22 protein-coding genes and 1 pseudogene are annotated in these 22,780 nt (G+C 62.3%); 13 read left to right on the forward strand and 10 right to left on the reverse strand.

What is annotated here, in order from left to right; genetic code table 11:
* The first annotated feature begins 46 nt into the window (after positions 1 to 46).
* Positions 47 to 1,783: a caspase family protein gene (locus AC5P7X_RS13645; protein WP_495215014.1), complete on the forward strand. Its 1,737-nt coding sequence runs from the start codon at positions 47 to 49 to the stop codon at positions 1,781 to 1,783.
* Between the two features lie 239 nt (positions 1,784 to 2,022).
* Here the strand turns inward: AC5P7X_RS13645 and AC5P7X_RS13650 are convergent.
* Positions 2,023 to 2,880 (reverse strand): annotated as a pseudogene (locus AC5P7X_RS13650) (magnesium chelatase domain-containing protein); the annotation flags it as partial.
* 446 nt (positions 2,881 to 3,326) lie between these two features.
* Between AC5P7X_RS13650 and AC5P7X_RS13655 the strand changes: the two are divergent.
* Entirely contained in the window at positions 3,327 to 4,367 is a 1,041-nt protein-coding gene (locus AC5P7X_RS13655) for an Abi family protein (RefSeq protein ID WP_495215016.1), read from the forward strand.
* On the forward strand, positions 4,354 to 8,106 hold the full coding sequence (locus AC5P7X_RS13660) for a hypothetical protein (RefSeq protein WP_495215018.1): 3,753 nt from the start codon (positions 4,354 to 4,356) through the stop codon (positions 8,104 to 8,106). The genes AC5P7X_RS13655 and AC5P7X_RS13660 overlap by 14 nt, the downstream gene beginning before the upstream one ends.
* Positions 8,107 to 8,297: 191 nt before the next feature.
* Here AC5P7X_RS13660 and AC5P7X_RS13665 read toward each other — a convergent pair whose 3' ends face one another.
* On the reverse strand, positions 8,298 to 8,828 hold the full coding sequence (locus AC5P7X_RS13665; RefSeq protein ID WP_495215019.1) for a cold-shock protein: 531 nt from the start codon (positions 8,826 to 8,828) through the stop codon (positions 8,298 to 8,300).
* A gap of 49 nt (positions 8,829 to 8,877) precedes the next feature.
* The gene (locus AC5P7X_RS13670; protein WP_053497418.1) at positions 8,878 to 9,234 is read right to left on the reverse strand and encodes a hypothetical protein; all 357 of its coding nucleotides are present in this window, start codon (positions 9,232 to 9,234) and stop codon (positions 8,878 to 8,880) included.
* A 632-nt stretch (positions 9,235 to 9,866) separates the two neighbouring features.
* On the opposite strand from AC5P7X_RS13670, the gene AC5P7X_RS13675 reads away from it, so the two are divergent.
* The 6 genes from AC5P7X_RS13675 (at position 9,867) to AC5P7X_RS13700 (ending at position 13,473) form a co-directional block, all read left to right on the forward strand.
* Complete coding sequence (locus AC5P7X_RS13675; RefSeq protein WP_495215020.1) at positions 9,867 to 10,469, forward strand: DUF998 domain-containing protein; 603 nt, start codon at positions 9,867 to 9,869, stop codon at positions 10,467 to 10,469.
* A 240-nt stretch (positions 10,470 to 10,709) separates the two neighbouring features.
* Positions 10,710 to 11,039, forward strand: coding sequence for a hypothetical protein (locus AC5P7X_RS13680; RefSeq protein ID WP_053497423.1), 330 nt, complete (start codon positions 10,710 to 10,712; stop codon positions 11,037 to 11,039).
* A 314-nt stretch (positions 11,040 to 11,353) separates the two neighbouring features.
* Positions 11,354 to 11,710: a CPCC family cysteine-rich protein gene (locus AC5P7X_RS13685; RefSeq protein WP_005419991.1), complete on the forward strand. Its 357-nt coding sequence runs from the start codon at positions 11,354 to 11,356 to the stop codon at positions 11,708 to 11,710.
* A 314-nt stretch (positions 11,711 to 12,024) separates the two neighbouring features.
* A complete protein-coding gene (locus tag AC5P7X_RS13690; RefSeq protein ID WP_080375059.1) occupies positions 12,025 to 12,513 on the forward strand; it encodes a hypothetical protein in 489 nt (162 codons plus the stop codon).
* Between the two features lie 39 nt (positions 12,514 to 12,552).
* The gene (locus AC5P7X_RS13695; protein ID WP_346607394.1) at positions 12,553 to 12,918 is read left to right on the forward strand and encodes a hypothetical protein; all 366 of its coding nucleotides are present in this window, start codon (positions 12,553 to 12,555) and stop codon (positions 12,916 to 12,918) included.
* A gap of 120 nt (positions 12,919 to 13,038) precedes the next feature.
* Positions 13,039 to 13,473 (forward strand): DUF4279 domain-containing protein, encoded by a 435-nt coding sequence (locus tag AC5P7X_RS13700; RefSeq protein WP_495215021.1) that lies wholly within the window; start codon positions 13,039 to 13,041, stop codon positions 13,471 to 13,473.
* Between the two features lie 4 nt (positions 13,474 to 13,477).
* On the opposite strand, the gene arr is transcribed toward AC5P7X_RS13700, so the two are convergent.
* Both arr and ubiK read right to left on the reverse strand, forming a co-directional pair.
* Positions 13,478 to 13,912, reverse strand: coding sequence for an NAD(+)--rifampin ADP-ribosyltransferase (gene arr, locus AC5P7X_RS13705; protein ID WP_495215022.1), 435 nt, complete (start codon positions 13,910 to 13,912; stop codon positions 13,478 to 13,480).
* A gap of 128 nt (positions 13,913 to 14,040) precedes the next feature.
* The gene (gene ubiK, locus AC5P7X_RS13710) at positions 14,041 to 14,292 is read right to left on the reverse strand and encodes a ubiquinone biosynthesis accessory factor UbiK (RefSeq protein ID WP_005419983.1); all 252 of its coding nucleotides are present in this window, start codon (positions 14,290 to 14,292) and stop codon (positions 14,041 to 14,043) included.
* A 155-nt stretch (positions 14,293 to 14,447) separates the two neighbouring features.
* Between ubiK and AC5P7X_RS13715 the strand changes: the two genes are divergently transcribed.
* Entirely contained in the window at positions 14,448 to 14,786 is a 339-nt protein-coding gene (locus AC5P7X_RS13715; RefSeq protein ID WP_005411374.1) for a P-II family nitrogen regulator, read from the forward strand.
* 125 nt (positions 14,787 to 14,911) lie between these two features.
* Here AC5P7X_RS13715 and AC5P7X_RS13720 read toward each other — a convergent pair whose 3' ends face one another.
* Positions 14,912 to 15,571, reverse strand: coding sequence for an RIO1 family regulatory kinase/ATPase domain-containing protein (locus tag AC5P7X_RS13720; protein WP_005419978.1), 660 nt, complete (start codon positions 15,569 to 15,571; stop codon positions 14,912 to 14,914).
* A gap of 436 nt (positions 15,572 to 16,007) precedes the next feature.
* Between AC5P7X_RS13720 and AC5P7X_RS13725 the strand changes: the two genes are divergently transcribed.
* Positions 16,008 to 16,913, forward strand: coding sequence for an aspartyl/asparaginyl beta-hydroxylase domain-containing protein (locus AC5P7X_RS13725; protein ID WP_032954620.1), 906 nt, complete (start codon positions 16,008 to 16,010; stop codon positions 16,911 to 16,913).
* 86 nt (positions 16,914 to 16,999) lie between these two features.
* Here AC5P7X_RS13725 and speE read toward each other — a convergent pair whose 3' ends face one another.
* On the reverse strand, positions 17,000 to 17,854 hold the full coding sequence (gene speE, locus AC5P7X_RS13730) for a polyamine aminopropyltransferase (RefSeq protein ID WP_053497433.1): 855 nt from the start codon (positions 17,852 to 17,854) through the stop codon (positions 17,000 to 17,002).
* 191 nt (positions 17,855 to 18,045) lie between these two features.
* On the opposite strand from speE, the gene speA reads away from it, so the two are divergent.
* Positions 18,046 to 19,935 carry an arginine decarboxylase gene (gene speA / locus AC5P7X_RS13735; RefSeq protein ID WP_061480252.1) on the forward strand — a complete coding sequence of 630 codons (1,890 nt, stop codon included), beginning with the start codon at positions 18,046 to 18,048 and terminating at the stop codon, positions 19,933 to 19,935.
* A gap of 43 nt (positions 19,936 to 19,978) precedes the next feature.
* Positions 19,979 to 20,299: a DUF6122 family protein gene (locus AC5P7X_RS13740; protein ID WP_005411369.1), complete on the forward strand. Its 321-nt coding sequence runs from the start codon at positions 19,979 to 19,981 to the stop codon at positions 20,297 to 20,299.
* A gap of 162 nt (positions 20,300 to 20,461) precedes the next feature.
* Here AC5P7X_RS13740 and AC5P7X_RS13745 read toward each other — a convergent pair whose 3' ends face one another.
* The 3 genes from AC5P7X_RS13745 to AC5P7X_RS13755 are packed head-to-tail and all read right to left on the reverse strand — an operon-like array spanning position 20,462 to position 22,727.
* Entirely contained in the window at positions 20,462 to 21,781 is a 1,320-nt protein-coding gene (locus AC5P7X_RS13745) for a sensor histidine kinase (RefSeq protein ID WP_346607392.1), read from the reverse strand.
* Positions 21,778 to 22,437, reverse strand: coding sequence for a response regulator transcription factor (locus AC5P7X_RS13750; RefSeq protein ID WP_346607391.1), 660 nt, complete (start codon positions 22,435 to 22,437; stop codon positions 21,778 to 21,780). The genes AC5P7X_RS13745 and AC5P7X_RS13750 overlap by 4 nt, the downstream gene beginning before the upstream one ends.
* On the reverse strand, positions 22,437 to 22,727 hold the full coding sequence (locus AC5P7X_RS13755; RefSeq protein ID WP_346607390.1) for a PepSY domain-containing protein: 291 nt from the start codon (positions 22,725 to 22,727) through the stop codon (positions 22,437 to 22,439). Before AC5P7X_RS13755 ends, AC5P7X_RS13750 begins: the two co-directional genes overlap by 1 nt.
* Positions 22,728 to 22,780 lie beyond the last annotated feature (53 nt).

Below are 22,780 nucleotides of genomic sequence, written 5' to 3' on the forward strand. Positions count from 1 at the left end.
ATGGGGGGCGATTCAGAAGGGTCCATTCATGCAAAGGGAGCAGCGTGTGCGCGATATTCGGTTCCTTCTCAAGCCCCGCTATGGTCAAAGCCACGCTCTGATCATCGGAATCAATCGTTATCTGAGAGCTGGACCGCTAGGCTACGCAGTCAATGATGCCAATGCGGTGTACGAAAGACTGGCGCGCGACTACGGATTTCTAGCTGAGAACGTTCAATTGCTTTTGAACGAGAATGCAACCTCCGAAGCTATTCGTCGAGCATTTCTTCGTTTCGCTGATCAAGAATCCGTAGGGATTGACGATCGGGTGGTCGTATTCTTTGCAGGCCATGGAACCACTCGACGCGGAGTGCGTGGCGAGATCGGTTACTTGGTTCCTCATGATGCCGACTTGGATGATCTTTCGACCCTGCTTCGCTGGGATGAGCTCACGCGGAATGCGGAGATCATCCCTGCCAAACACATGTTGTTCGTGATGGATGCTTGCTACGGTGGCTTGGCCGTCACCCGAGCAGTCGGCGCAGGTAGTGTCCGCTTTATCAAGGACATGCTGAAGCGACTGTCCCGCCAGGTCTTAACTGCTGGGAAGGCCGATGAGATTGTCGCAGATGCGGGTGGGCCGCTGCCCGGACACTCTGTATTCACTGGGCACTTTCTCCAGGGTCTGGACGGGGCTGCCGCGACAGCGGACGGCGTGCTCACCGCCAGCGGTTTGATGGCGTACGTATATGGACGCGTATCGGCAGACGCAGGGTCGTTCCAGACGCCACATTTTGGACACATCGATGGCGATGGCGACTTCATCTTCCGCATGCCGCCGGTATCAGAAGCCGATGGCACAAGCGGTGAAGATGCGCTGTTCGTGGTGCCTTACCCGGAGGAGGTGGACATGCGCTCCGGTCTCGAATCCAAAATCTCCCGGGCAAAGCACTTGCTGGCGCAGCCCGACCGCGCGATAGAATTGCACGACTTTGTCATCGACGAACTGAAGCGATTTCTCTCTGCAACTGCGCAGGACAGCTTCAGCCACGATTCCCCTTACAGTGATGAGGAGTTGGTCAAGCGGCTCACTCGCTATGAAGAATGCTCGTTTGACCTTTCGTTAATTGAGGCCTGTCTGGCGTACTGGGCAGGTGATTACCATCGGTCAGTGCTGCGGAAAGCTCTGGCTCGCTCGGTTGATCGCCTGGATACAAGCGGTGGAATGGTAATTTGGTCCAATCTTCGCTGGTACCCGCTTGTCCTGCAGTCCTACTGTGCTGGTATCGCTGCCGCGGCCGGTGGGCGCTACGACACGCTGGCGGATGTCTTTGCCACTGAGATCCACACAAGTGAAGGATCGCGTCCTGCGTTTCGGGCGGTAGCCGATGCGATTCTTGCGTTCAATCGCGCCGACGTGTTCAAGCGCCTGCCTGGCTACGGGCGGTACCACACACCTATGAGCGAGTATCTGTTCAAATTACTTCAGCCACAGCTTGACGATGCGCTGTTCATTGGGCGTGCCTATGAGCACGCGTTTGACGAATTTGAGGTGCTGCTCGCATTTGCCTCGGCACAAGCAAATGCAAAGGAAGGGCGAGGCGTGTGGGGCCCGATAGGACGCTTTGGATGGAAACATGCTAACAGGCCAGTGGCGCCTTTGGAGTCAGCTTTTGCGCGTGCGCGAGATGAGGGTGATCAGTGGGCGCCGTTCAAGGCAGGCCTATTTGGAAGCGACTACGAAGGCTTTATGAAAGCGGCAGAGGCGTACAGGCAAGTCATTGCGCGCTTGAATTGGTACTAGTGAGTAAGGGCGTGGCAGGGATGTGCCCGTGAACCCGGGGCGGGTTAACGGAAGAGATGCTCCTGATCTGAGGCCTGGGCATCGGCCCCGGTGGCGACCTTGGCAACGCGAATGAGTTCGTTCTTAGAGATGCATGGGCCATACAGATCAATGACGCGGCGTGGCTGACGGCGGACTGGCAGGTAGTGCTGGCGTGGTTGCCGGGAGGCGTAGCGACATTAGTTGTAAAGTAGGGCTATTGGCTGTAATTGACAGCCGCCACCCACCAGCGCCGCCGCGCTCGCACTGTGGTGCGGTGCCCGGAAGGGCCGCTGCCGCCATCGTCTTGGGTCCAGCCCTTCGCCACTCACCGAGGCAATCGCGGCCAGCTGCAACGCCTCGGCTTCCTCGGTATCCGGCAACAGGCTGGGCAGGCGCGAGGCCAACAGCGTCTTGCCGCAGCCAGGGCTGCCGATCAACAACAGATGGTGCCCACCAGCGGCCGCCACTTCCAACGCGCGCCGTGCATGCGCCTGCCCGCGCACGTCGGCCAGATCGGGCAGGGGCAACGGCGTCGTGTCCACGCGCTCCACGGGTGGTAGCAGGCGCGGATTGCTCAGCCCGGCACAGCACTCCAGCAACGTACGCGCTACCCGCACATCGGCATGCTCGGCCAAAGCAGCCTCAGCGGCATTGCCTGGCGGCACCACCAGAATGCGCCCGGCGTCTGCCGCCGCAATCGCGGCGGGCAGCGCACCCGCCACCGGCCGCAGTTCACCGGTCAGCCCCAGCTCGCCCAGGAACTCGTACTGCAGCAGCGACTGCGGATCAACCTGGCCACTGGCCGCAAGAATGCCCAAGGCAATCGCCAGGTCGTAGCGACCGCCTTCCTTGGGCAGATCGGCAGGCGCGAGATTCAACGTGATGCGCCGCTGCGGAAAGTCGAAGCGTGCACAGAGCAGGGCGGCACGCACGCGCTCGCGGGATTCGCGCACGCTGGTCTCGGCCAGGCCGACAATCTGGGTGGCGGGCAGGCCGCCAGAGAGGTGCACTTCCACCCGCACCAGCGGGGCATCGACCCCGGCGCGGGCACGGCTGTGGACCAGCGCCAGGCTCATGTGTGGATTCCTGCGGAAGGGCGCTTGATGGTGCGGCGGGCGTTCCGCGTGGGCTATCGGGAATTGCTGGTGAAGCGGCTAGGGGGATTCCGGCAGACCGTTGGGGTGCGCCTGTGCGCTTCGTAGCGGCCGGTGTTCGCGATCGAGTGTCGGAACTCAACCGGTATGACGTGGAACAACGCCGGGGAATAGGCCGTTGCCGCTCGCCCGGGCCGGCCTTTCACCTCACTGGATCTGCGCCCGCGAGACTGCGGAAATCCAAGAAAATTCCCTATGAAGTGCTTTTCGTACAGGCATTTACATTTCACCGGAACTACACACATTTACTTGAAGGTGAGCAAAAGGGGCGCTAAAATTCACCCAACACACCCGCCAAGCCTCTGACGCGCCAGTTCGCGACATGCTCAAATTGGCGGGTTTTTTTTTGCCTGCTGATTGGAGTCAGGATGACTCACTACCGCAAACCACCCCTGTCGATTCAGGAGCAGTTGGACCTCCTCCAGCAGCGCGGGCTGGCCATCGGCGACGCCGCCAATGCCAAACGCTATCTGCAGCGTGTTGGCTACTACCGCCTCATGGGCTATCTCTACACACAGCGTGTGCCCGGTAGCGACAGCTTCCGAGCTCAAGCGACATTCGAAGAAGCGGTCAGTCTCTATGAATTCGATAGGGCCCTTCGAGACCTGGTAATGGAGGCCGTTGGCCATATCGAGGTCGCAACGCGGACCGTGCTCACGTACCACTTTGCCCATGCCTATGGCGCCTTCAGCCACTTGGAGCCGCGCAATCTGGCATTCACCGGGCAGGAGTATGCGGATTGGCTCGGCGGCGTCGGAAGTGAAGTGACGCGCTCCAGGGAGGCGTTTATTCGGCACTACAAGGACAAGTACGCCTCACCCGCATTCCCCAGAGTACCGATCTGGATGGCGACAGAAGTCATGTCGCTCGGCTCGCTTTCTCGTTTCTACAAAGCGCTGCACTCCAGAGAACAGAAGGCTGTTGCGGGTGAGATGCTGCTGGCCGCGCCAGTCTTCGCAAACTGGCTGCATGTCACCAGCGTGGCGCGAAACGTCGTTGCACACCACAGTAGGTTATGGAACAAGGAGCTCGGTGTTTCGGCAGTTCGCCCACGGTCGGCAGGATGGTCTGAGCGCGAGGCACCATACGCACCGAATCGTTGCTTCTTTCTGTTGCTCCTGCTTCGCAAACTTCTGGAATCCTCGCACTCTGGAGGGCTGGGTCTTGGGTTCGGCAGAGACAGAACTACAGGAGGTTGCTACCTAATTCAGCCCAAGCCTATCCCTCCTGCGCGGCACTTGAAAGCGCGACGAACCTCACATAAAAATGGCAGCAGGCGACTGTCTCTCTTTCACCTGGGGCGTGCAGGATCCGCTGAGGAGGGGGGCTGTGGTGCGAGCTCTCCCAAAAAAACTCGCTTGGGCCAAGCCTGGGCATTCTGGCACGGAGGCAACAGTGGAGTGGATTGATGTAAAGGCCTTGGAGGCTTGGGCAGATCGCGTGGATGCGCGCGCTCATCTTATGAAGATGTTGGTTGATCTCATCAATGCAACAGTTAGTGAGTCACATCGACTCAGGTTTCCGCACGGTGAAAAGGGCCAAGTCCGCGGATGGGATGGTGATCTTGATGTGCCCGTTGGCCAAGGTCGCGTGCCAGAGGGTTGCTCCAAGTGGGAGTTCGGTACGGGTGCAGCTGAGACTAAGGCGAACGCCGACTATCAGAAAAGAACGGCGCAGACCTCAGCTGAGGTGATGTCCAAGAACACGTTGGTCATCGTAAATCTAACGACTTGGGATACACCGAGGAAGAAGATCGCCGATTGGCAGGATGATCGGAATCGGGAAGGAAAGTGGAAGGAGGTTCGTTGCATAGACGGTACCGAATTGGCTCACTGGTTGGGAGAGCATCCTGCAATCGCTGCCCGATATGCGCGGGACTATCTTGGCAGGGCACCAAAGGAAGGCGCACTTAGCACAGATGAATACTGGGAAGAATTCTCAACTCAGTTCGAGCCTGAGCTGAGCGAGAAGCTGGTGATCGCTGGCCGAAAGGCGGAGGCTGACGAAATCATCGCTCATCTCTCCGGGACGGCCAAGTCGACACTCCTTGGCGCGGAAACGTCCGAGGAAGTAATTGCTTTCTCGGTCGCTGCGATCCGAAGCGCACCTGACGATGTCCGTCGAGATCTGGAGAGTCGAACGCTTATTCTTCGCAGTGAGTCGGCCGCCCGCTTCTTCAGTAAGCATAGCAACATGTGTTTCCTGGTAACTGGCGACGCTGAGCCCATGGCTGGCAAGCTGGGAAACAACTGTCCCACCATATCCGCTGTTACGGGTGTCGCGAATCGTCGCCATAACGCGTTGTCACGCCCCACGGCCTCGGCCATGGCTGAGGGCTTTGCGAGTATGGGGATGGAGCATGGTGAAGGCTATGAGCTGGCTCACCGCTGCGGACGAAGTCTGACCATCCTGAAGAGGCTCAAGCATAAGGTGAGGCCGAAGGACCCTGAATGGTTGCCGATGGTAGCGGCTCTAGTACCGGCATTCTTGGCTGGTGGATGGTCCAGCGACCTCGAAAAGGATCGCGAGGTGGTTGCCGAGTTAGCTGAGGTTCCGAGGTACGGAGACATTGAGAGAGAGCTTGTCAAGACGCTGGTGATGTCCGACCGCCCGATAGACAGAGAGGAAGAGGTCTGGCAGGTTCGCGCCGCCGTTGATGCCTTTTTCTTTTACCAAGAAGTGCTGACTGAGCGCGACTTTGACCGGTTGGGAGAGGCCGTGATCAAGGTGTTTAGTCATGAGCCAGAGAAGCCTGCACGAGATCAAAAATTCAGCTTGTCCAATTCGGGACCTGCCGGCTACAGCTCATGGTTAAGAGACGGGCTGGCGACAACGCTTCTCATCATGGCTGCCATGTCTGGAAAGAACTCGCGCAAGATTCGGGGCCAAACAATTCAGCAGTATATTGAGAGACTCTTCTTGGCGTTGCCGGATTGGGGCAAGAGCTATGCACCAATTGCTAGATTGGGAGAGCAGGTTGCACTTCTCGCAGAGGCCGCACCTGCCCCTTTTCTGGCAGCCCTCGAATCTATCAATGAGGGCGATGCCAACCGCATTTTTGGCGAGGCTAACGACGCTGATGATGCCTTCGACACCGGAGCATATGCGCACCATGAACTGCTTTGGGCGCTTGAGACCATCGCCTGGAATCCTCGCTACCTGACAAGGGCGTGCCTACTGCTAGCACGGCTTGCCGCCTTGGACCCCGATCCCGGCTCAAACCATGTCACGCGGCCGATCAACAGTCTGCGTGAGATATTTGTGCCTTGGTCACCCGGCACATATGCGTCTCAAGCAAAGCGTATTGTGACCATCGACGCCATCATTGCTGCTCACCCTGACATCGCTTGGGATCTCGTCTGCAAGCTGCTGCCGCGGCACCACGACTCCTCTTCACCAACGAGGAAGCCCAAGCTCAGTGACCAGTCTCCGAAAGAACCTGAAGAAGTAACCTTTGGGCTAGTTTGGGACTTTCAGAGTGCTATCGTTGGTCGAGCTATCGAGCTGGCGAAGGATCGGGAGGAGCGCCTGGCGATCCTTGTCGGATCACTGGGCCAGATGCAGCCAACGGATCGAGATAGTGTCCTTGAAGCCGTGGACGGCTTCCTGGCCGGGAATCAAGTCGAATTGGGTTTGGAATTGTGGCACAAGCTGAATGGCGAGTTGGCGCGGAACAAGTACTTCTCGAGCGCGGCGTGGGCGATGAAGGATGAGCAACTCACGCAGCTGCAGGGTCTTGTGGATCGACACATGCCGCCTAATCCGCTTGCAGTTGATCGGCTGGTATTCGATGACTGGACCCCAATGGTCGGAAATTACGAGCGGGACGCAGGTGCTAACCCGGAGGAAATTCGCAGGCAGGTCCTGCAGAAAGTAATGGATCGGGACGGTATTGAGGGAATCGTTGCGCTTGCGAAAGTTGTGAGGCTACCCGGCTTGGTCGCAAGCACAGTGGCGGGATTGACTCTCTCGATGGATGAGCTCTTCGAGCTTCTAATGATTGCTAATTATGACGAAGGCGTGCCGGATGAGCTGGCATACTATGCTTCTGCTTGTGGAGCGAGAGCATATGGGCAGAAATGGCTTGAGGGATTTGCAGTTCGACTGGCTGAGCTGAGTAGATCTGATGAGCAGACGGTGAAGATGCTCGCGGCATTCCCGGCGAATAGGTCTACATGGAGTCTGGTTGATAGCTTAGGCTCTCATATTAAAGCCATGTATTGGCAGAAGACCTCGTCTCTTCCGTCCGACGGCCCCATGGACGACCTGATGCATGCCATAACTCAGCTGCAGACCGCACGTCGGAGTGTTGATGTGCTTGCCATGCTGAACAAACGAGCAGTTGATGTACCAACTGATACCCTTGAGCAGTTATTGATCGAATCGTGTGACCAGCTTAATGCTGGCTTTGAGCGGTACGGGAATATGCTCAGATTCTATCTGGCGAGAACACTGGAAGAGCTGAGGGGAAGAGCGGATGTGGCGCCATTTGCTGTGGCGATGCTTGAATACTCGTTATTCCAGTTCGTGCATCGCGAGAGTAATGAGTTGACCTTGTTCAAGCTGATGGCGCGAGAGCCTGCCTTGTTCGTGGACTTGCTCTCGAAGATGTATCGTCGAAAGGATGCGGCTCAAGACGAAGAGATCGGTGAGGATGTCAAGCGGGAGGCTAGGGCAGCATTCAGGGTCGTCCACGAGTTCAAAGAAGTTCCAGGACTTGAAGGCGAAGTGGTTGACGAAGGCCTGCTGCGGAGCTGGGTGTCTGAGGTAAAGGCGCGGTCCCGCGACGCGGCAATTGAGGAGCCTACAGACCGTCGAGTAGGTGCGCTTCTCGCACATAGCCCGGTTGAACGTCAGGGTGAAACGTGGCCTTGCAACGCCGTGTGCCGTGTCATTGAAGAGCTCGCCTCAGAGCATATGGAAAGCGGTTTTCAGATGGAATGCTTCAACAAGAGAGGAGTACACTCGCGCGGCATAAATGAAGGCGGCGGCCAAGAGCGTGAGCTAGCGGCGCGCTATCAGGCTTGGTCTGACGCGTTGCCTCATTTCCCCCGGGTCAGCGCAATGCTGTTGTCGGTTGCAGATGGCTGGCGTGCTCATGCCGAGAGGGAGGACGTCGAGGCAGAGCAAAGTAAAATGAAGATGTGAACTTTCTATTGCGGTGCACGCAGCGGGCAAGCCCGCCGCGTGTGCCGCCATTGCTACTACGTAGCGGTGCTCAAGGAACATATGCTTCTACGTCCGGGATGGAAAAGTGGTTGCGATGGCACTGGGGTTTGGCCGCTGACCAGTTGCTGTTCCCCTTGCGGTGCAGGCGCAGCGCAACTGTGAGCGTCAGCCTACGATGGCACTTCAGCACTGAGGTAGTTGGTGGGATCGGGCCGGCGGCGGCCTGGGACCCCAAACAGACACCGCTGCTCATCAAGCACCAGCCCATTGAAGCGCCCAAACCGCGCCTCAACCCACGAAGGCCCCGCACTTTCCACCAGCAATCGCCCTTGGCTCTGGTGCAGATCCAGCCAGCGCTCGAAGCTGCTGCGCAGGCGTTCGATATCCGGCGCCCGCCACCGTGCATCGGCAGGCATGCGAATCAGCACGCGTGAGGGCGCGTTCTCCACGTCCATCACCAGCACGCCCTTGCACCGGATCTCGAAGGACGTCGCCCCGGCATGGCGCGCGTGCAGTTCAAAGCCCTCCTGGGCCTTCGCGGTCACGAAGCCGCGCGCATCACTGTGCAGCAGGCGGTAATCGGCCGGCTGCAGCTTCTGGTAGGCCCACACCTGATCGCCCGCAGGCTCGGGCCAATCCACCCACATCGCGCCGATCACCGCGCTGCACACCGCCGCAGCGGCCAGGCCGTGCTTCTTCATTCGTCACCCCGCACACAGGCAGAAAGGTACGCGCCGTGAGCGCACGCGCTCAGTCCCTGGGTCGCATCCGCTCGTGGATGAAGGCGGTCAGCGCCAGATCGGCCATCACCAGTCCCTCCATCACCCGGTCGCCGACGTACTGCTCCGGCTCGCCGTTCTGGCGCGTGCGCTCGGCCGCCAGCAGGATCTCCTGCACGATGCGCTGGCCGGTAAGTGCGCAGTCGGCGTCGGACAACTGCATCTGCCGGCTGCGTAGATGGTGCCGCTCGGGCCAGGGCTGGCCGTCGGCCGCAGCGCCCGCGCCGATGGCGTGCAGGATGGCGATGAGGCTGTTGGGATCCAGGGCTGGCGCGGCCGAGGGCACTTCCTGGATGTGGCGCGGGGGTGGGGAGTGCGGTGTGGTCATGGCGGGCTCCGTGCAAGCAGGCGGACGCCGCCACCGATAAAGGTGGCGGGCAGAGCGTGGCTCGAAAACCGGGCTATTAGGAAGAAACCGGCGGGCACAAGGCCCCCACGCCCCGCCCGCCATAGCCGGCAGACGGAATGCCAGCCGACACCACGCAAGGCGATGCCGGCTGGCAAGTGCAAACAACATCCTAATAGCTCGGGTTTTCGAGGCCCGGCCACCCGTTTTCGGTGGCGATACCAGAGTTGCCTGACGTAGTTGGGAATGCCAAGGGGTAGGGGTCAATGCCGCCAAAACCCGAGACGCTTTTGGCATTGTCGCATAGCGAGGAAAGGGGCGAGAGCCTTGGCGTGCTTGGCGCAGCGGCACTTCTGGGACGGAGTCGTCAGAACCTTCCGCCAGAGACGCAGGGAGCGGCAAATGCGACAGCATTGGTCCGACGGTCGCTGATGGATGCCACGTATTTCGCCTCTATGCGTGAGTGACTTTCTGCCTATTGACCCCGCGGGGCGCCACGCAGAATCTGACTACCGCTGTAGTCACTCAGAACTGTTCTGCCCGCAGCAGGAAGGTTCTGTGGCGTTTGAACGGACTCCACCCACTGGCGCAGGCCGCTACAAGGATCACTGTACGTGTTACGCCGCAATCGACTTCTTCTGTCTGCGGGTCTGCTCCCGCTCCCGTGGTTCCTGTTCTGGACCAGCGTTGCCGCCATGTTCGCGCCGGGCTACAACCCGCTCGCACAGCACGCCAGCGAGCTGCTGCAGGCGCCGACGCTTGCAAGCATCTGCGCCAGGATCGCCGCTATCGGCTCCGGTGTGGGCTTCGTGGCGTTCTCCATCGGGGTATGGCGGGAGTCCGGCCGCCGCATTGCCGTGGGCGCGATCTGCTGGATGATCTTTGGCATCTCCATGCTGACCAACGGCCTCTGGCCCATGGGCCATCCGATGCATGGCTTCTACACCATCGGTATCGCAAACATCATTGCACCGGCGATGTCGCACATCGAATTGAGCGCGTGGTCTGCCAACCGAAGGGCGTACGCCGTGACTGCTATGGTGAGTGTCGCGGGCATCGCTTATCTCTGGTTGAACGTGGTGGGAGCGGACCCGGAGGGGTTCAGGGGGCTGACCCAGCGCGTGTTTTCATCGATCAACTCGCTGTGGCCATTCCTGGTTGCGTTGTATCTGCTGCGAAGGGATTCAAGCGCGCTGAAGGTGCAGCCTGCGCATTGATGGGGACGCGCGACAGGAACATAGAGGACCGATCAAGGACTTCTCGATTCTCCGGCCCCAGCTCAAGGTGATCTTCTCGGGATTCATGCCAGGGTGCCCACTGTTCAAGCCGTGGGCGCTCTTCAACGATCTGTTCCCTGATGCTGGCACCTCGGGTGGCAAGAGCGGAAAGGTCGCGCGCGCCTTCTGCTATAAATAGCGCAACCGCGCCCAGAGGGCCTTTAGGAAGATTGTGGACTCATGGAGTTGTACTGGCGCTTGTTCACCAATTGCACATCGCAGCAGGCGGCTCTCAAGGTCGCGGCGCGGATCTTTGAGCAAGCAGGTCTTGAAGTCAGCAACCTCCACGCCGAGCCCTATCACAAGGGCGGCTTCATGGTGAGTGCCTGCTCCCATCATGCCGCGCAATCGTGGCCTGAATTTGTGGTTCTTGCCCTGGCTTCGGCTCAGTGCACCGGCCGCGGATGGCTCCTGAGTGGTTCAATTGCGGAAGAGCTGGATGCTTGGTCCAATCATTCCTTGGTTTCCGGTGTTTCGTCTATCCATATCCAGGCGGAAAGGCGGGAGTGACGAATCGCTGGAGTAGACCAAGGCCAATAGCCTGCAATGATCTTGCAGCAGCTTGGCAAGGGCCGAGCATGAAAACCGCGCGTCGCGCATCTAGCCGGCCTGATGCAGCTCAAACTCTCGCGCCGGAGTTCCGGGATAAGGAAGGCTCTTGCGATTGATGTCCGCCCTTGGTTGAAAGGAAACGTGCCTGCGCCAGACAACGCGATCAGGAATGCTAGAGGCCGCTCTCGATCCGAAGCGGACGTTCGTCCCCTTCAGCCCTGCGCGACACCTGCCGGTCCAGTGATTCGTCTACCTGAGGTTCTTGGTTCTCAATGATCGATCTGCCTTGTCCATCATGTGGCTTCCTGACCCTGGAAGACTTCTACGGGTCCTATGCCATATGTCCGATCTGCAACTGGGAGGATGACGGGGTACAACTTGCCAACCCCACATCCAACGGCGGAGCCAACGGCGAGTCTCTGGCGCAAGCGCAGCAGAATGCTCTCTCCAGTTTCCCCCTTGGCGTCCAGGTCGCAGGCGGCTTTCGCCGCGGATCTGGCTGGCGCCCTTTGTCCCGCACAGAAATTGGGCACTACGAAGCTTTAAGGGGCGGCAAACACTGGCACAGCAAGGGGGTCTCGCACGAGAGGGAGGCCTACTGGTCGAGCTTGGGCGCTCTATCGATCTGAAGCCACTTTGCGGCTCAACTCATGACGTTCACGAATTTCTACCCCTGGCCGAGAGCGGACATTGGCTCGCGCAGGGCACTTCCTGTGGATCACTGACCAGCCAGCGACCCGTAGCGGACATGGCCCAGGTGTCCTGAACGTGGAATTGGCGAGGCGTCTGATTCTATGCCTGGGTCCGGCCATGCGCTGGCTTGATGGCCGACCCCCAGCCGCACTAGGATCGCGCTGTATAAGGGGAAAGTACGCCACATGTTGCTTTGTGGGTAGGTCGTATGACCGGATCCAAGGGTCCATACATCAGGGAGTCAGGTGCCATGGGAAACATGACAGCGCTCCTACTCGTGCTTGCGCTTGCCAGTCCAGCTGCAGTTGCGGCGGATCGCCCTTCGGCACAGGCCGTGCTCAATCGCATTGCCAACGAAGGGGGGCGCAAGGTGCTTTGGGACCTGTGGCAGCACGAGCGGGAGTTTGGTCGGGTCACCTCTGGCATCGAGTCAGGCGATCCTGCATGGCTCGAGGTTGCGGCTGCGCTAAAGCCGTTTTCAGATGCGGGCGCCTCGCTATCCATCAATTACGCGGTAGCCCGTGCATTGCCCAAAGCGCCTGAGCGGGTCTTGGCATTGATCACACGGGGATTCAAGGTCGAGGATATCTGCACATCGCCGTTCATCGAGCCAGATCCGGGCGTCGCGGAGGCGTATGAACGACGTACTCTTGCAGCACTTTCACGGATGAAGGGCACAGCGCTTGGGTCCGTTGCGGCAGAATGCGCGGCGCAGGTCCGGCTTCCGGATGGCGCTTGATGATTTGCACGGCTGGGCTTTTGGGGGGCGGTGCGGGGAATGAAGATATTTCGCCGGCAGTTGTTCTACGTTCAAGTGCACCAGGATCACTTCATCGCTCGCTTGGCAGGTGGTGACAGAACCATTCGTCGCCAGTGCCGCGCCCTTGGCAATCGCGCGGGGCCGATCAAAGACTTCTCCGCCATGCGACCCATGCTGAAGGAACTCTTCTCGGAACTCGCGTCCGGGTTCTCACTCCTCAAGCCGTGGGCGCTCCTGCACTTTGATCCGGTCGAGTATCCGATCACGAAGGAAGAGCTCGCGGGGTTCCAGACGGTTGCCATGCGCAGTGGGGTGAGCTTCTGCTTGCTCTCCACGTGGGAGCAGCGGCATGAAGACAAGGACCTGTTGGATATGTTCAAGTAGGGTCCGGCCAGCTCTCCGTTTGAGCGCATGCCGATTCCCGCGCTTCGGCCTATTCTGAAGCTGCTGTCATCCGGTTCCGGCCGTAATCTGACATCAACGATGCCTACGCACTGGATTCCAATGGCCGCATTCGATCATTCCCTGGTAACCCTCAGATTCTTCGGAGACGACCTCCTGCCCGAAGAAGTCAGTGCCTTGCTCGGGGCGACCCCGACCGCTTCGCATCACAAGGGCCAGGAACTCAGAGGCAATCAATCAGGCACCGTGCGTATCGCCAGGACTGGCAGCTGGCAACGTGATGCGGAGCGTCGTGAGCCTGAAGACCTGGAAGCGCAGATCTTCGAGATCCTCGATCAGCTCACCGGCGATCTCGCCGTATGGAAGTCTCTGGCGCGCTTCCGACCTGATCTGTTCTGCGGCCTTTTCATGGGCAGCAGCAACGGTGGTGTCTCGCTTTCGCCTCGCGCGCTGCTCGCCTTGGGGGAGCGCGGCATTGAACTCGGGCTGGACATTTATGAAGCCGATGAAGAGGTGCGCAACGCCCAGCGCCAGTAGGTCATCAATTGATGATCTCCCCACTCCCCGAAGCAACAAACGCCTTCAACTGCCGAACGAACTCCGCGTCATACAGCTCCCACTCCACAATCTCCCCAACCACCCGCAACGGCTGCGCACTCCGATACGACCGCGTCGGGTTCCCGGGAAACTTCTTGTTGGTCACGTTCGGGTCGTCTTCAAACGGCCCGGTCGGCTCCACCACATACACGCGCGGTCGCCCTCCGCCCCGGGCCATCTCCGCAGCCAGCCCGGCGCCCTTGGCAATAGTGGTGAAGTAGATGTGGTTCATCACCACACTGTCGCGATAGTTGGAGCGGAAGCCCGCACTCAGCAACTCGCCCATCGCCAGATCAGCGCGGGTGCCGTGATAGAACGGCCCGGCGACCTGGTCGCAGGTGTCATGCGAAACGGGTGTCCATTCGGTGTCCTGCGCCATCGCTGCTGCCCCTGCTTGTCCTGCCGGATCGACAGGCCGGCGAGTCTAGGGCGCCCGGTGGGCCTTGCTGCAAGGCCCCATCCGGGAAATAATCTGTAAACGGGAGGCGCGGTGCGCCTCCTTTTTTTTCATTCTGCGGCGCCGCGCCCTTCCAGCTCGCGCACGGCGGTTTCCAGCGCGTCCAGCTTCTGGCGCGTCTTCAGCAGCACGGCGCGCTGCACTTCGAACTCCTCGCGGGTGACCAGGTCGAGCTTGGCCAGGCCGGCCTGCAGCGCGCTCTTGAAGGTGGCCTGCAGTTCCTCGCGCGATTCGCGCAGGCCCGGCGGCACCAGGTCGCTGAGGCGACGGGCGAGGTCATCGATTTGGTTCAGGTCGATCATGGGGTGCTCCGTGGGGTTGGGCCCGTGCATCCGGCGCGGGCAGGCCATTCGGGCACAAGGATACTGCTGGCACCCACTGCCCGGACAGGCGGCAGCGGCTTCGCACGGGCCGCGTTCAGGCGCTATCCTCCACGCCGGAAGACAGGAGATAGACGATGAAGATGGTCATGGCGGTGATCAAGCCGTTCAAGCTCGACGACGTGCGCGAAGCGCTGGCCGAGCGTGGGGTTACCGGCATCACGGTGACGGAAGTGAAGGGCTTTGGTCGCCAGAAGGGCCATACCGAGCTGTACCGCGGCGCGGAGTATGTGGTCGATTTCCTGCCGAAGGTGAAGCTGGAAGTGGCGGTGACCGATGACCAGGTGGAGGCGGTGGTTGAGGCCATCGTGAAGGCCGCCGGCACCGGCAAGATCGGTGACGGCAAGGTGTTCGTGTACGACCTGGGCAGCGTGGTGCGTATCCGTACCGGCGAGTTGGACGCGGACGCGTTGTAAGCCGTTCGGCGGAATGTCGTAGAGCCGAGCCGATGCTCGGCTGCATTTCGCGCGATGCAGGAACAGCAGCCGAGCGCGGGCTCGGCTCTACAAAGAGCGGTAACGCGGTCGAGCGAGCTCGCCCCCTACCGGCGCTTGGCCCACTTGTAGAACCGCTTCCAGCCCTGCCGCACCGCGGCCACCCAGCCCGGGTCGGCCACCAGTGCAGCCTGCGCGGCACTCGGGGCCTGGCCGGTTACGCGCTGGCGGATCTTCAGCAGGTTCTTCATGTCGCTGCGGCGCATCTGCCGGCTCAGTGGATTGCGGCGCAGCCAGCGCGGGGCGCGCCAGGCCGAGGTGAAATCCAGCAGCACCGGCACGCCGCCGCTGACCACCACGTTGGTGCCATGCAGGTCGTTGTGGGTGATGCCGGCGGCGTGCAGGCGGCTGAGCGCGTGCTGCAGCTGCTCGAACACTTCATTGCCCACGGCCTGCGCGGTGCTCAGGGTCTGGCCCGGGATGAACTCCATGCCCAGTGCCAGGCCACCGAGGGTGCCGAGCAGCGCGGGGGCATGCTTCCAGCCGCCGAGGCGCTGCAGCATGCGGGCCTCGCGGCGCACCATCAGCCGCGCGATCAGCGAAACGGGAGTGCCGCGGTAGCGGGAGTAGTCCTTGATGACCGCCTCGCGCCCGTCCAGGCAGGTGCGGTAGACGTCGGGGGCCAGGAAACGTTCGCCGCGCTTGAGCAGCAGCGGGGAGGCGGCGTCATCGCCGCAGGAGGAGGGGGGCAGGGCAGGAAGATGCATGTCGGGGTCTCGGACGACCCGGTGGGTGGCGCAAAGCGTCAAGCGAACCGGTGTTACAGGGAGTTACTAAGTTTTCGTTAATTTTAGTACTCGCCAGTTCGCTATTCCACGATTTGTCGGAGAAATGTCGGGGCCGTGGCTGGAACAGTTCGTCGCGCAGAATCGGACAATTCTGTCTCACTTATTCCAGTTGGCCTTTAGTATCAACCGCTTGCGTGCTCAGCCCTGCGCCTCGTCCACAACCGGCTGAACGCGGCGCACGGGCAACTTGACCCCGGCGCACGGCCTGCCGACCATAAGCTGTTAACCCGCGACATCGGCGGCCGCCCCCCTCCGGCACGTCCCCGTCCCCTGCCGCGTTCCCCATCGGTGCTGGCCGCTTGGCCGTGCATCGCCCCGTTTCCCGTTCCGGCCGCGGCTGGAGGAAAGTGCTTTGATCATCAAAATCGTCATTGCAGCGCTGTTCGTAGCCTGCGTGCTGTACATCCACTTCCGTGGCAAGGTCCGCGCGCGCTGGTCGCGCCAGCTGCTGGACCACTCCAGTTTCATGGCCCCGATCAACGTGGTCATGTACATGTTCTCGAAGGTGCCGACCACGCCGTTCCTGGACCCGGGCAAGGAGTTCCCGCAGCTGGAGCCACTGCGCCAGAACTGGCAGATGATCCGCGACGAGGCGCTGGCGCTGCGCGACGCGCAGAAGATCGCCGCCTCCAGCACGTTCAACGATGCCGGCTTCAATTCGTTCTTCCGTCGTGGCTGGAAGCGCTTCTACCTGAAGTGGTACGGCCCGTCGCACCCGTCGGCGAAGACGCTGTGCCCGAAGACCACGGCGCTGATCGAGTCGATCCCGGATGTGCGTGCGGCGATGTTCGCGCAGCTGCCGCCGGGCAGTGAGCTGCGCCCGCACCGCGACCCGTTCGCCGGCTCGCTGCGCCTGCACCTGGGCCTGAGCACGCCCAACGACGATGCCTGCTACATCGAAGTGGACGGCATCAAGAAGAGCTGGCGCGACGGCGAGTGGATGATGTTCGACGAGACCTACATCCACCATGCACACAACGAGACGCAGCAGGACCGCGTGATCCTGTTCTGCGACATCGCCCGCCCGCTGCGCTTCGGCTTGCCGGGGCTGTTCAACCGCGCGGTGGCGGCCACGCTGCTGGCCGGCGGCGCCTCGCCGAACCTGCCGGGTGACCCGACCGGTGGCGTCAACAAGGCATTCGGCAGCGTCTACAAGGTGCGACTGAAGGCCAAGGCACTGCGCGAGCGCAGCGTGGTGGCGTATCAGCTGATCAAGTGGGGCCTGGTGGTGGCGGTGATCGCCGGTATCTGGGCGCTTTGATCGTTGCATGAGGTTGCCGGCCAGCGGCCGGCACTACCGGAACATGAAAAAACCCGCGCTGTCGCCAGCGCGGGTTTTTGTTTGGATCAGCCCTTCAGTGCAGCCTGCACGAACGGCGGGGTCACCAGCACGCCGGTGTGCAGCGCGGCGGTGTAGTACAGGGTGTTGAAGGTCTTGGCGGCCGAGTCGGCCTGGCGGAAGTCGAAGCTGCTGTCGCCCTTGCGCGCCATGGTCACGCTCCACCAGCCGGTGGGGTAGCACGGCTGCGGGAACGGCAGGGTCTTGAACGAACCGAAGCCGGCCTTGCCCATCTCGGTGCGCATTTCGTTGATCAGCTCCAGCTGCATCAGCGGCGACTCGGACTGCTGCACCAGGATGCCGTCGTCCTTCAGGGCCTTGAAGCAGCTCTCGTAGAAGGCCTTGTTGAACAGGCCTTCACCCGGGCCGACCGGGTCGGTCGAGTCCACGATCACCACGTCCACGCTGCCGGCCGGGCAGTTGGCCATGTAGGCCACGCCGTCGTCGAACAGCAGCTCGGCGCGGGCGTCGTCGTTGGAGTCGCACAGTTCCGGGAAGTGCTTGCGCGCCATCACGGTGACCTGCTCGTCGATATCGCACTGGGTCACGCTCTCAACGCTGGTGTGCTTGAGCACTTCGCGCAGGGTGCCGCAGTCGCCGCCACCGATGATCACCACGCGCTTGGGCGCGGCGTGGGTGAACAGCACCGGGTGGCTGATCATCTCGTGGTAGAAGAAGTTGTCCTTGCTGGTCAGCATGATGGCCCCGTCGATGGTCATCAGGTTGCCCCAGTCGGTGGTCTGGAAGATCTCGATCTTCTGGAACGGCGACTGCACCTCGTCCAGCTTGCCGGTGATGCGGTAGCCGATGGCCGAGCCGGTGCGCTCGAAGTGTTCGATGTACCAGTTGTTGCTGTCAGTCATTGGAAAACGGTCCTGTTCGGAGGGGTGGAGCCGGGCTGGCGGGCGGGGCCGCGTGGCACAGATGCCACATCCGGACGGATCGGCCCGTTCAGGTTGGAACCTGTCACGGGCGCGGGCGCGCATGATAACGAACCTGTGGGCACATAGGCGTTATCATGCCCCCCCTTTTATTGCCAACAAGGCCGACTGAAATGACCGATTGGTCCCTCGACCAAGCCCGCAAGACCTACTCGATCCCGCATTGGGCGGACGGTTACTTCGACGTGGATCAGGCCGGGCACATGGTGGTGAGACCGACCGGGGCGGACGGCCCGGTGGTGTCGCTGCCCAAGGTGGTCGATGCGGCGCGCGCGGCGGGCGCCAAGCTGCCGCTGCTGGTGCGCTTCCCGGACATCCTCGGCCAGCGCCTGGGTAAGCTGCAGGCGGCCTTCGCCCAGGCCCAGCAGGACTGGGAGTACAGCGGCGGCTACACCGCCGTGTACCCGATCAAGGTCAACCAGACCCGCGGCGTGGCCGGCACCCTGGCCAGCCACCACGGCGAAGGCTTCGGCCTGGAAGCGGGCAGCAAGCCCGAGCTGATGGCCGTGCTGGCGCTGTCGCGCCCGGGCGGGCTGATCGTCTGCAACGGCTACAAGGACCGCGAGTACATCCGCCTGGCCCTGATCGGCCGCAAGCTGGGCCTGCAGACCTTCATCGTCATCGAGAAGCCGTCCGAGCTGAAGCTGGTGCTGGAAGAGTCCAAGGCGCTGGACGTGAAGCCGGGCCTGGGCGTGCGCATGCGCCTGGCCTCGCTGGGCGCCGGCAAGTGGCAGAACAGCGGTGGCGACAAGGCCAAGTTCGGCCTGTCGCCGCGGCAGCTGCTGGACCTGTGGAAGTCGCTGCGTGACACCGAGTACGCCGACTGCCTGAACCTGCTGCACTTCCACATGGGCTCGCAGATCTCCAACGTGCGCGACATCGCCAACGGCATGCGCGAAGCCACCCGCTACTTCGTGGAGCTGTCGCGCCTGGGCGCGAAGATCACCCACGTCGACGTGGGCGGTGGCCTGGGCGTGGATTATGAAGGCACCCGTTCGCGCAGCTTCTGCTCGATCAACTACGGCCTGCATTCCTACGCCAGCAACATCGTGCAGCCGCTGGCCAATGCCTGCGAAGAGTTCGGCCTGACCCCACCGCGCATCGTCACCGAGTGCGGCCGTGCGATGACCGCACACCACGCGGTGCTGATCGCCAATGTGTCGGAAGTGGAAGAGGCGCAGGAAGGCCGCGTGCCGGACCAGCACGACGACGAGCCGGCGGCGATCCGCCACCTGCGCGAGATCCATGACGAGCTGGACGTGCGCCCGGCGGTGGAACTGTTCCAGGAAGCCCAGCATTTCCATGCCGAAGGCCTGGCCAGCTACGCGCTGGGCCAGATCGACCTGCCGCAGCGTGCGCGCATCGACGACCTGTTCTATGCCATCGCCCACGGCGTGCGTGCGCGCCTGAGCTATGACGAGAAGAGCCATCGCCCGGTGCTGGACGAACTGAACGAGCGCCTGGTCGACAAGTACTTCGTCAACTTCAGCGTGTTCGAATCGATCCCGGACGTGTGGGCGATCGACCAGGTGTTCCCGATCGTACCGATCGAGCGCCTGGACGAGACCCCGGACCGTCGCGGCATCATCGCTGACATGACCTGCGACTCGGACGGCATGGTGGAAACCTATGTCGAGAACGAGAGCCTGGACAGCTCGCTGCCGCTGCACAAGATGAAGCCGGGCGAGAGCTACCGCATCGGCTTCTTCATGGTCGGCGCCTACCAGGAAATCCTGGGCGACATCCACAACCTGTTCGGCGATACCGACGCGGTGGAAGTGCTGGCCGATGCCGATGGCTATGCCATTACCCAGCAGCGCCGCGGCGACACCACCGACGTGATGCTGGATTACGTGGGTTACCGCCTGGACGAACTGCGGGCGACCTATGCGCAGCGCGTGGCTGCAGCGCAGCTGTCGCCGGAACGCGCGCAGGAACTGTCGGACGCGCTGGAAGCCGGCCTGACCGGTTATACCTACCTCTCCGACGAGCCGTTGGTCTGAGGTAAACGGGAACGCCGGGCATGGCCCGGCGCTACCGGTCACCATGAGCGCGCGCGCGATCTTCCACCTGTTCCTGCATGCCGCCGTGCCAGCGTTGCTGGCATGGTTGTTCTGGCGCAAGCGCTTCGCCTCGGCGTGGTTGCTGATGCTGCTGGGCTGGATCATCGACCTGGACCATCTGCTGGCCGACCCGATCTATGCACCGAACCGCTGCAGCATTGGTTTCCATCCGCTGCACACCGCACCGGCCATTGCGGTCTATGCCGGGCTGTGCGTGCCGAAGAAAACGCGGTTGTTCGGCATCGGTCTGATCATCCACATCGTGCTGGACGCAATTGATTGCTGGTGGATGCACCACCGTTGATGTTTGCTGCGTGTCGACCAAGGTCGACACCTACGGGAGCACGGCGACCGGCCGGATTGACGCTCGGTAGAGCCGGCCGCTGGCCGGCTTCCGCAGGGAATTCCCGGTGCCTACGTGGTTGCCGGCCAGCGGCCGGCACTACCCACCGTCAGGTTGGTCGCTTCACGCCACCGGCAACCACACCGTCGCACGCAGGCCGGGCTGCGCATTTTCCAGCATCACGCGCCCGCCGTAGCTGGCGGCGATATCGCCCACGATCGCCAATCCCAATCCACTGCTGCCCACGCGCTCATCCAGCCGCACGCCACGCTGGGTGACCCGTTGCAGGGCGTCTGCCGCCAGGCCGGGGCCGTCGTCGCGGACCTCAATGCGCAACTGGCCGTCGTCGGCTTTCGCGCTGACCTGGACCTGCCGTTGTGCCCAGCGCCCGGCATTGTCCAGCAGGTTACCCAGCATCTCCTCCAGATCCGCACTGGCACCGGCGAACTGCAGCGTCGGATCGATGCCCGCCGCCGTGAACGCGATGCCACGTTCGCCATGCACGCGTGCCATCAGCCGGCACATCGCCTGTGCGACGGCCGCCACGTCGGTGCGCTGGCGATGGTCGGCGGCCAGTCCTGCAGCCAGGTAACGGTCGACACTGGCCTGCATGCGCGCACTCTGCTCGCGCACGGTCGCCCGCCAGTCCGCGCCGTCGCCGTCAGCTTCGGTGGCCAGCACGCTCAGCGGGGTTTTCAGCGCATGCGCCAGATCCTGTGCACTGGTGCGCGCACGCGCGACCATGCGTTGCTGGTGGTCCAGCAGTGCATTGAGTTCTTCCCCCAGCGGTGCGACCTCCGCGCCCAGTTCCTGCGTGTCGATGCGCTGCACATCACCGCGGCGTACCCGTTCCAGCTGCGCACCGAGGCGATGCAGTGGGCGCAGGCCGAAGTGCACCTGGCTGGCCAGCACCGCCAGCCAAGCGGCGACCAGCACGCCCAGCGCGATGGCGGTGCGCTTGCGGAATGCAGCGACATCCGCATCCAACGCACTGCGATCAGTGGCAACCACGGCTACGAACGGTTCGCTGGCGCGTGGCAGGCGCACCTGCTGCACGCGTGCGCGCAGGGATTGCTGCAGCGGCCCGGCCAGGTTGCGGGTGGCCGGCCCGGCAACCGGCGCCGGCAGGGTTTCATCCCACAGCGAGCGCGACTGCAGCAACACGCGGCCATCGGCCCCGGCGATCTGCCAGTAGGCACCGGAGAACACGCGCTGGAAGCGTGCGTCATTGGGTTCCTGGCGCAGGCGCAGCTGTCCGTCCGCATCCACTTCGGCCTGCGCCAGCAGGGTCAACATGTCCTGCTGCAGTTCGTGGTCGAGGCGGTCACGCGCACTGCGCTTGAACAGCTCGCCCAGCAGCGCGCTGGCCAGCAGCGAGACCAGCAGCAGGCCGACGCCGCCGGCCAGCAGCAGGCGCCGTCGCAGCGATGATTGCCGGCTCACGGCGCGGCCAGCCGCCAGCCCTGGCCGCGCACGGTCTGGATCAGGTCGATGCCGAGCTTGCGGCGCACGCGTCCGAGCAGCACGTCCAGTGCGTTGGAGTCCGGGTCATGGCCGCCGTCGAACACCTGTTCGCCGAGGCGATCACGGCCGATCACCTGGCCGCTGTGATGGATGAAGTAGCTGAGCAACCGGAACTCCTGCGGACTGAGCGGCAACGGTTTGCCGTCCAGCTCGAAACGACCGGCGTTGACGTCCAGCTGCAGCGGGCCGCAGTGCAGGCGGGGGCTTGCGTGGCCGTGGCTGCGGCGGATCAGGGCGCGCAGCCGCAGCACCAGTTCGTCGGCCTGGAACGGTTTGGTCAGGTAGTCGTCGGCACCGGCATCGAAGCCAGCCAGCTTGTCGTGCCAGCGCCCGCGCGCGGTCAGCACCAGCACCGGAAAGCTGCGGCCATTGCCGCGCCAGCGCTCGATCACGCTCAGTCCATCCAGTCCGGGCAGGCCGAGGTCGACGATGGCGGCCTGCAGGTCCTCGATCTGGCCGATCTCCTCGGCCTGGCTACCGTCGGCGACCACCGCCACCACATAGCCGGCCTGTTCCAGCAGGGGCACCAGGCGCTGTGCCAGTGCGGCATCGTCTTCGGCCAACAGGATGCGCATCAGTCGTCGAGCTCCGTCTTCAGCAGCTTTCCGCTGCGCGCATCATAGTCCAGCTCCACCACCACGCCGTCGCCGCGCAGGACCTCCACTTCGTAGACGCCGTCGTCCAGCTCCACTTCCAGCAGTTGGCCGGGGTAGCGCTTGAGTGCATCACGCACCACGCTTTCCAATGGCACGTAGCGGCCCTGCTGCACGGCGCGGCGCGCGACCTGCTGCGCCGGGTCCTGTACGTGCGCGGCGGCGATCGGGGCGTTGGCCAGGGCCAGCAGCAGGGGCAGGGTGGCGAGCATGCGGGTGCAGAAAGAATGAGGGGTTCAGGCGCGAGTGTGCCGGGGATGACTAA

Source organism: Stenotrophomonas sp. YJH_SMC_53, from assembly GCF_059369995.1.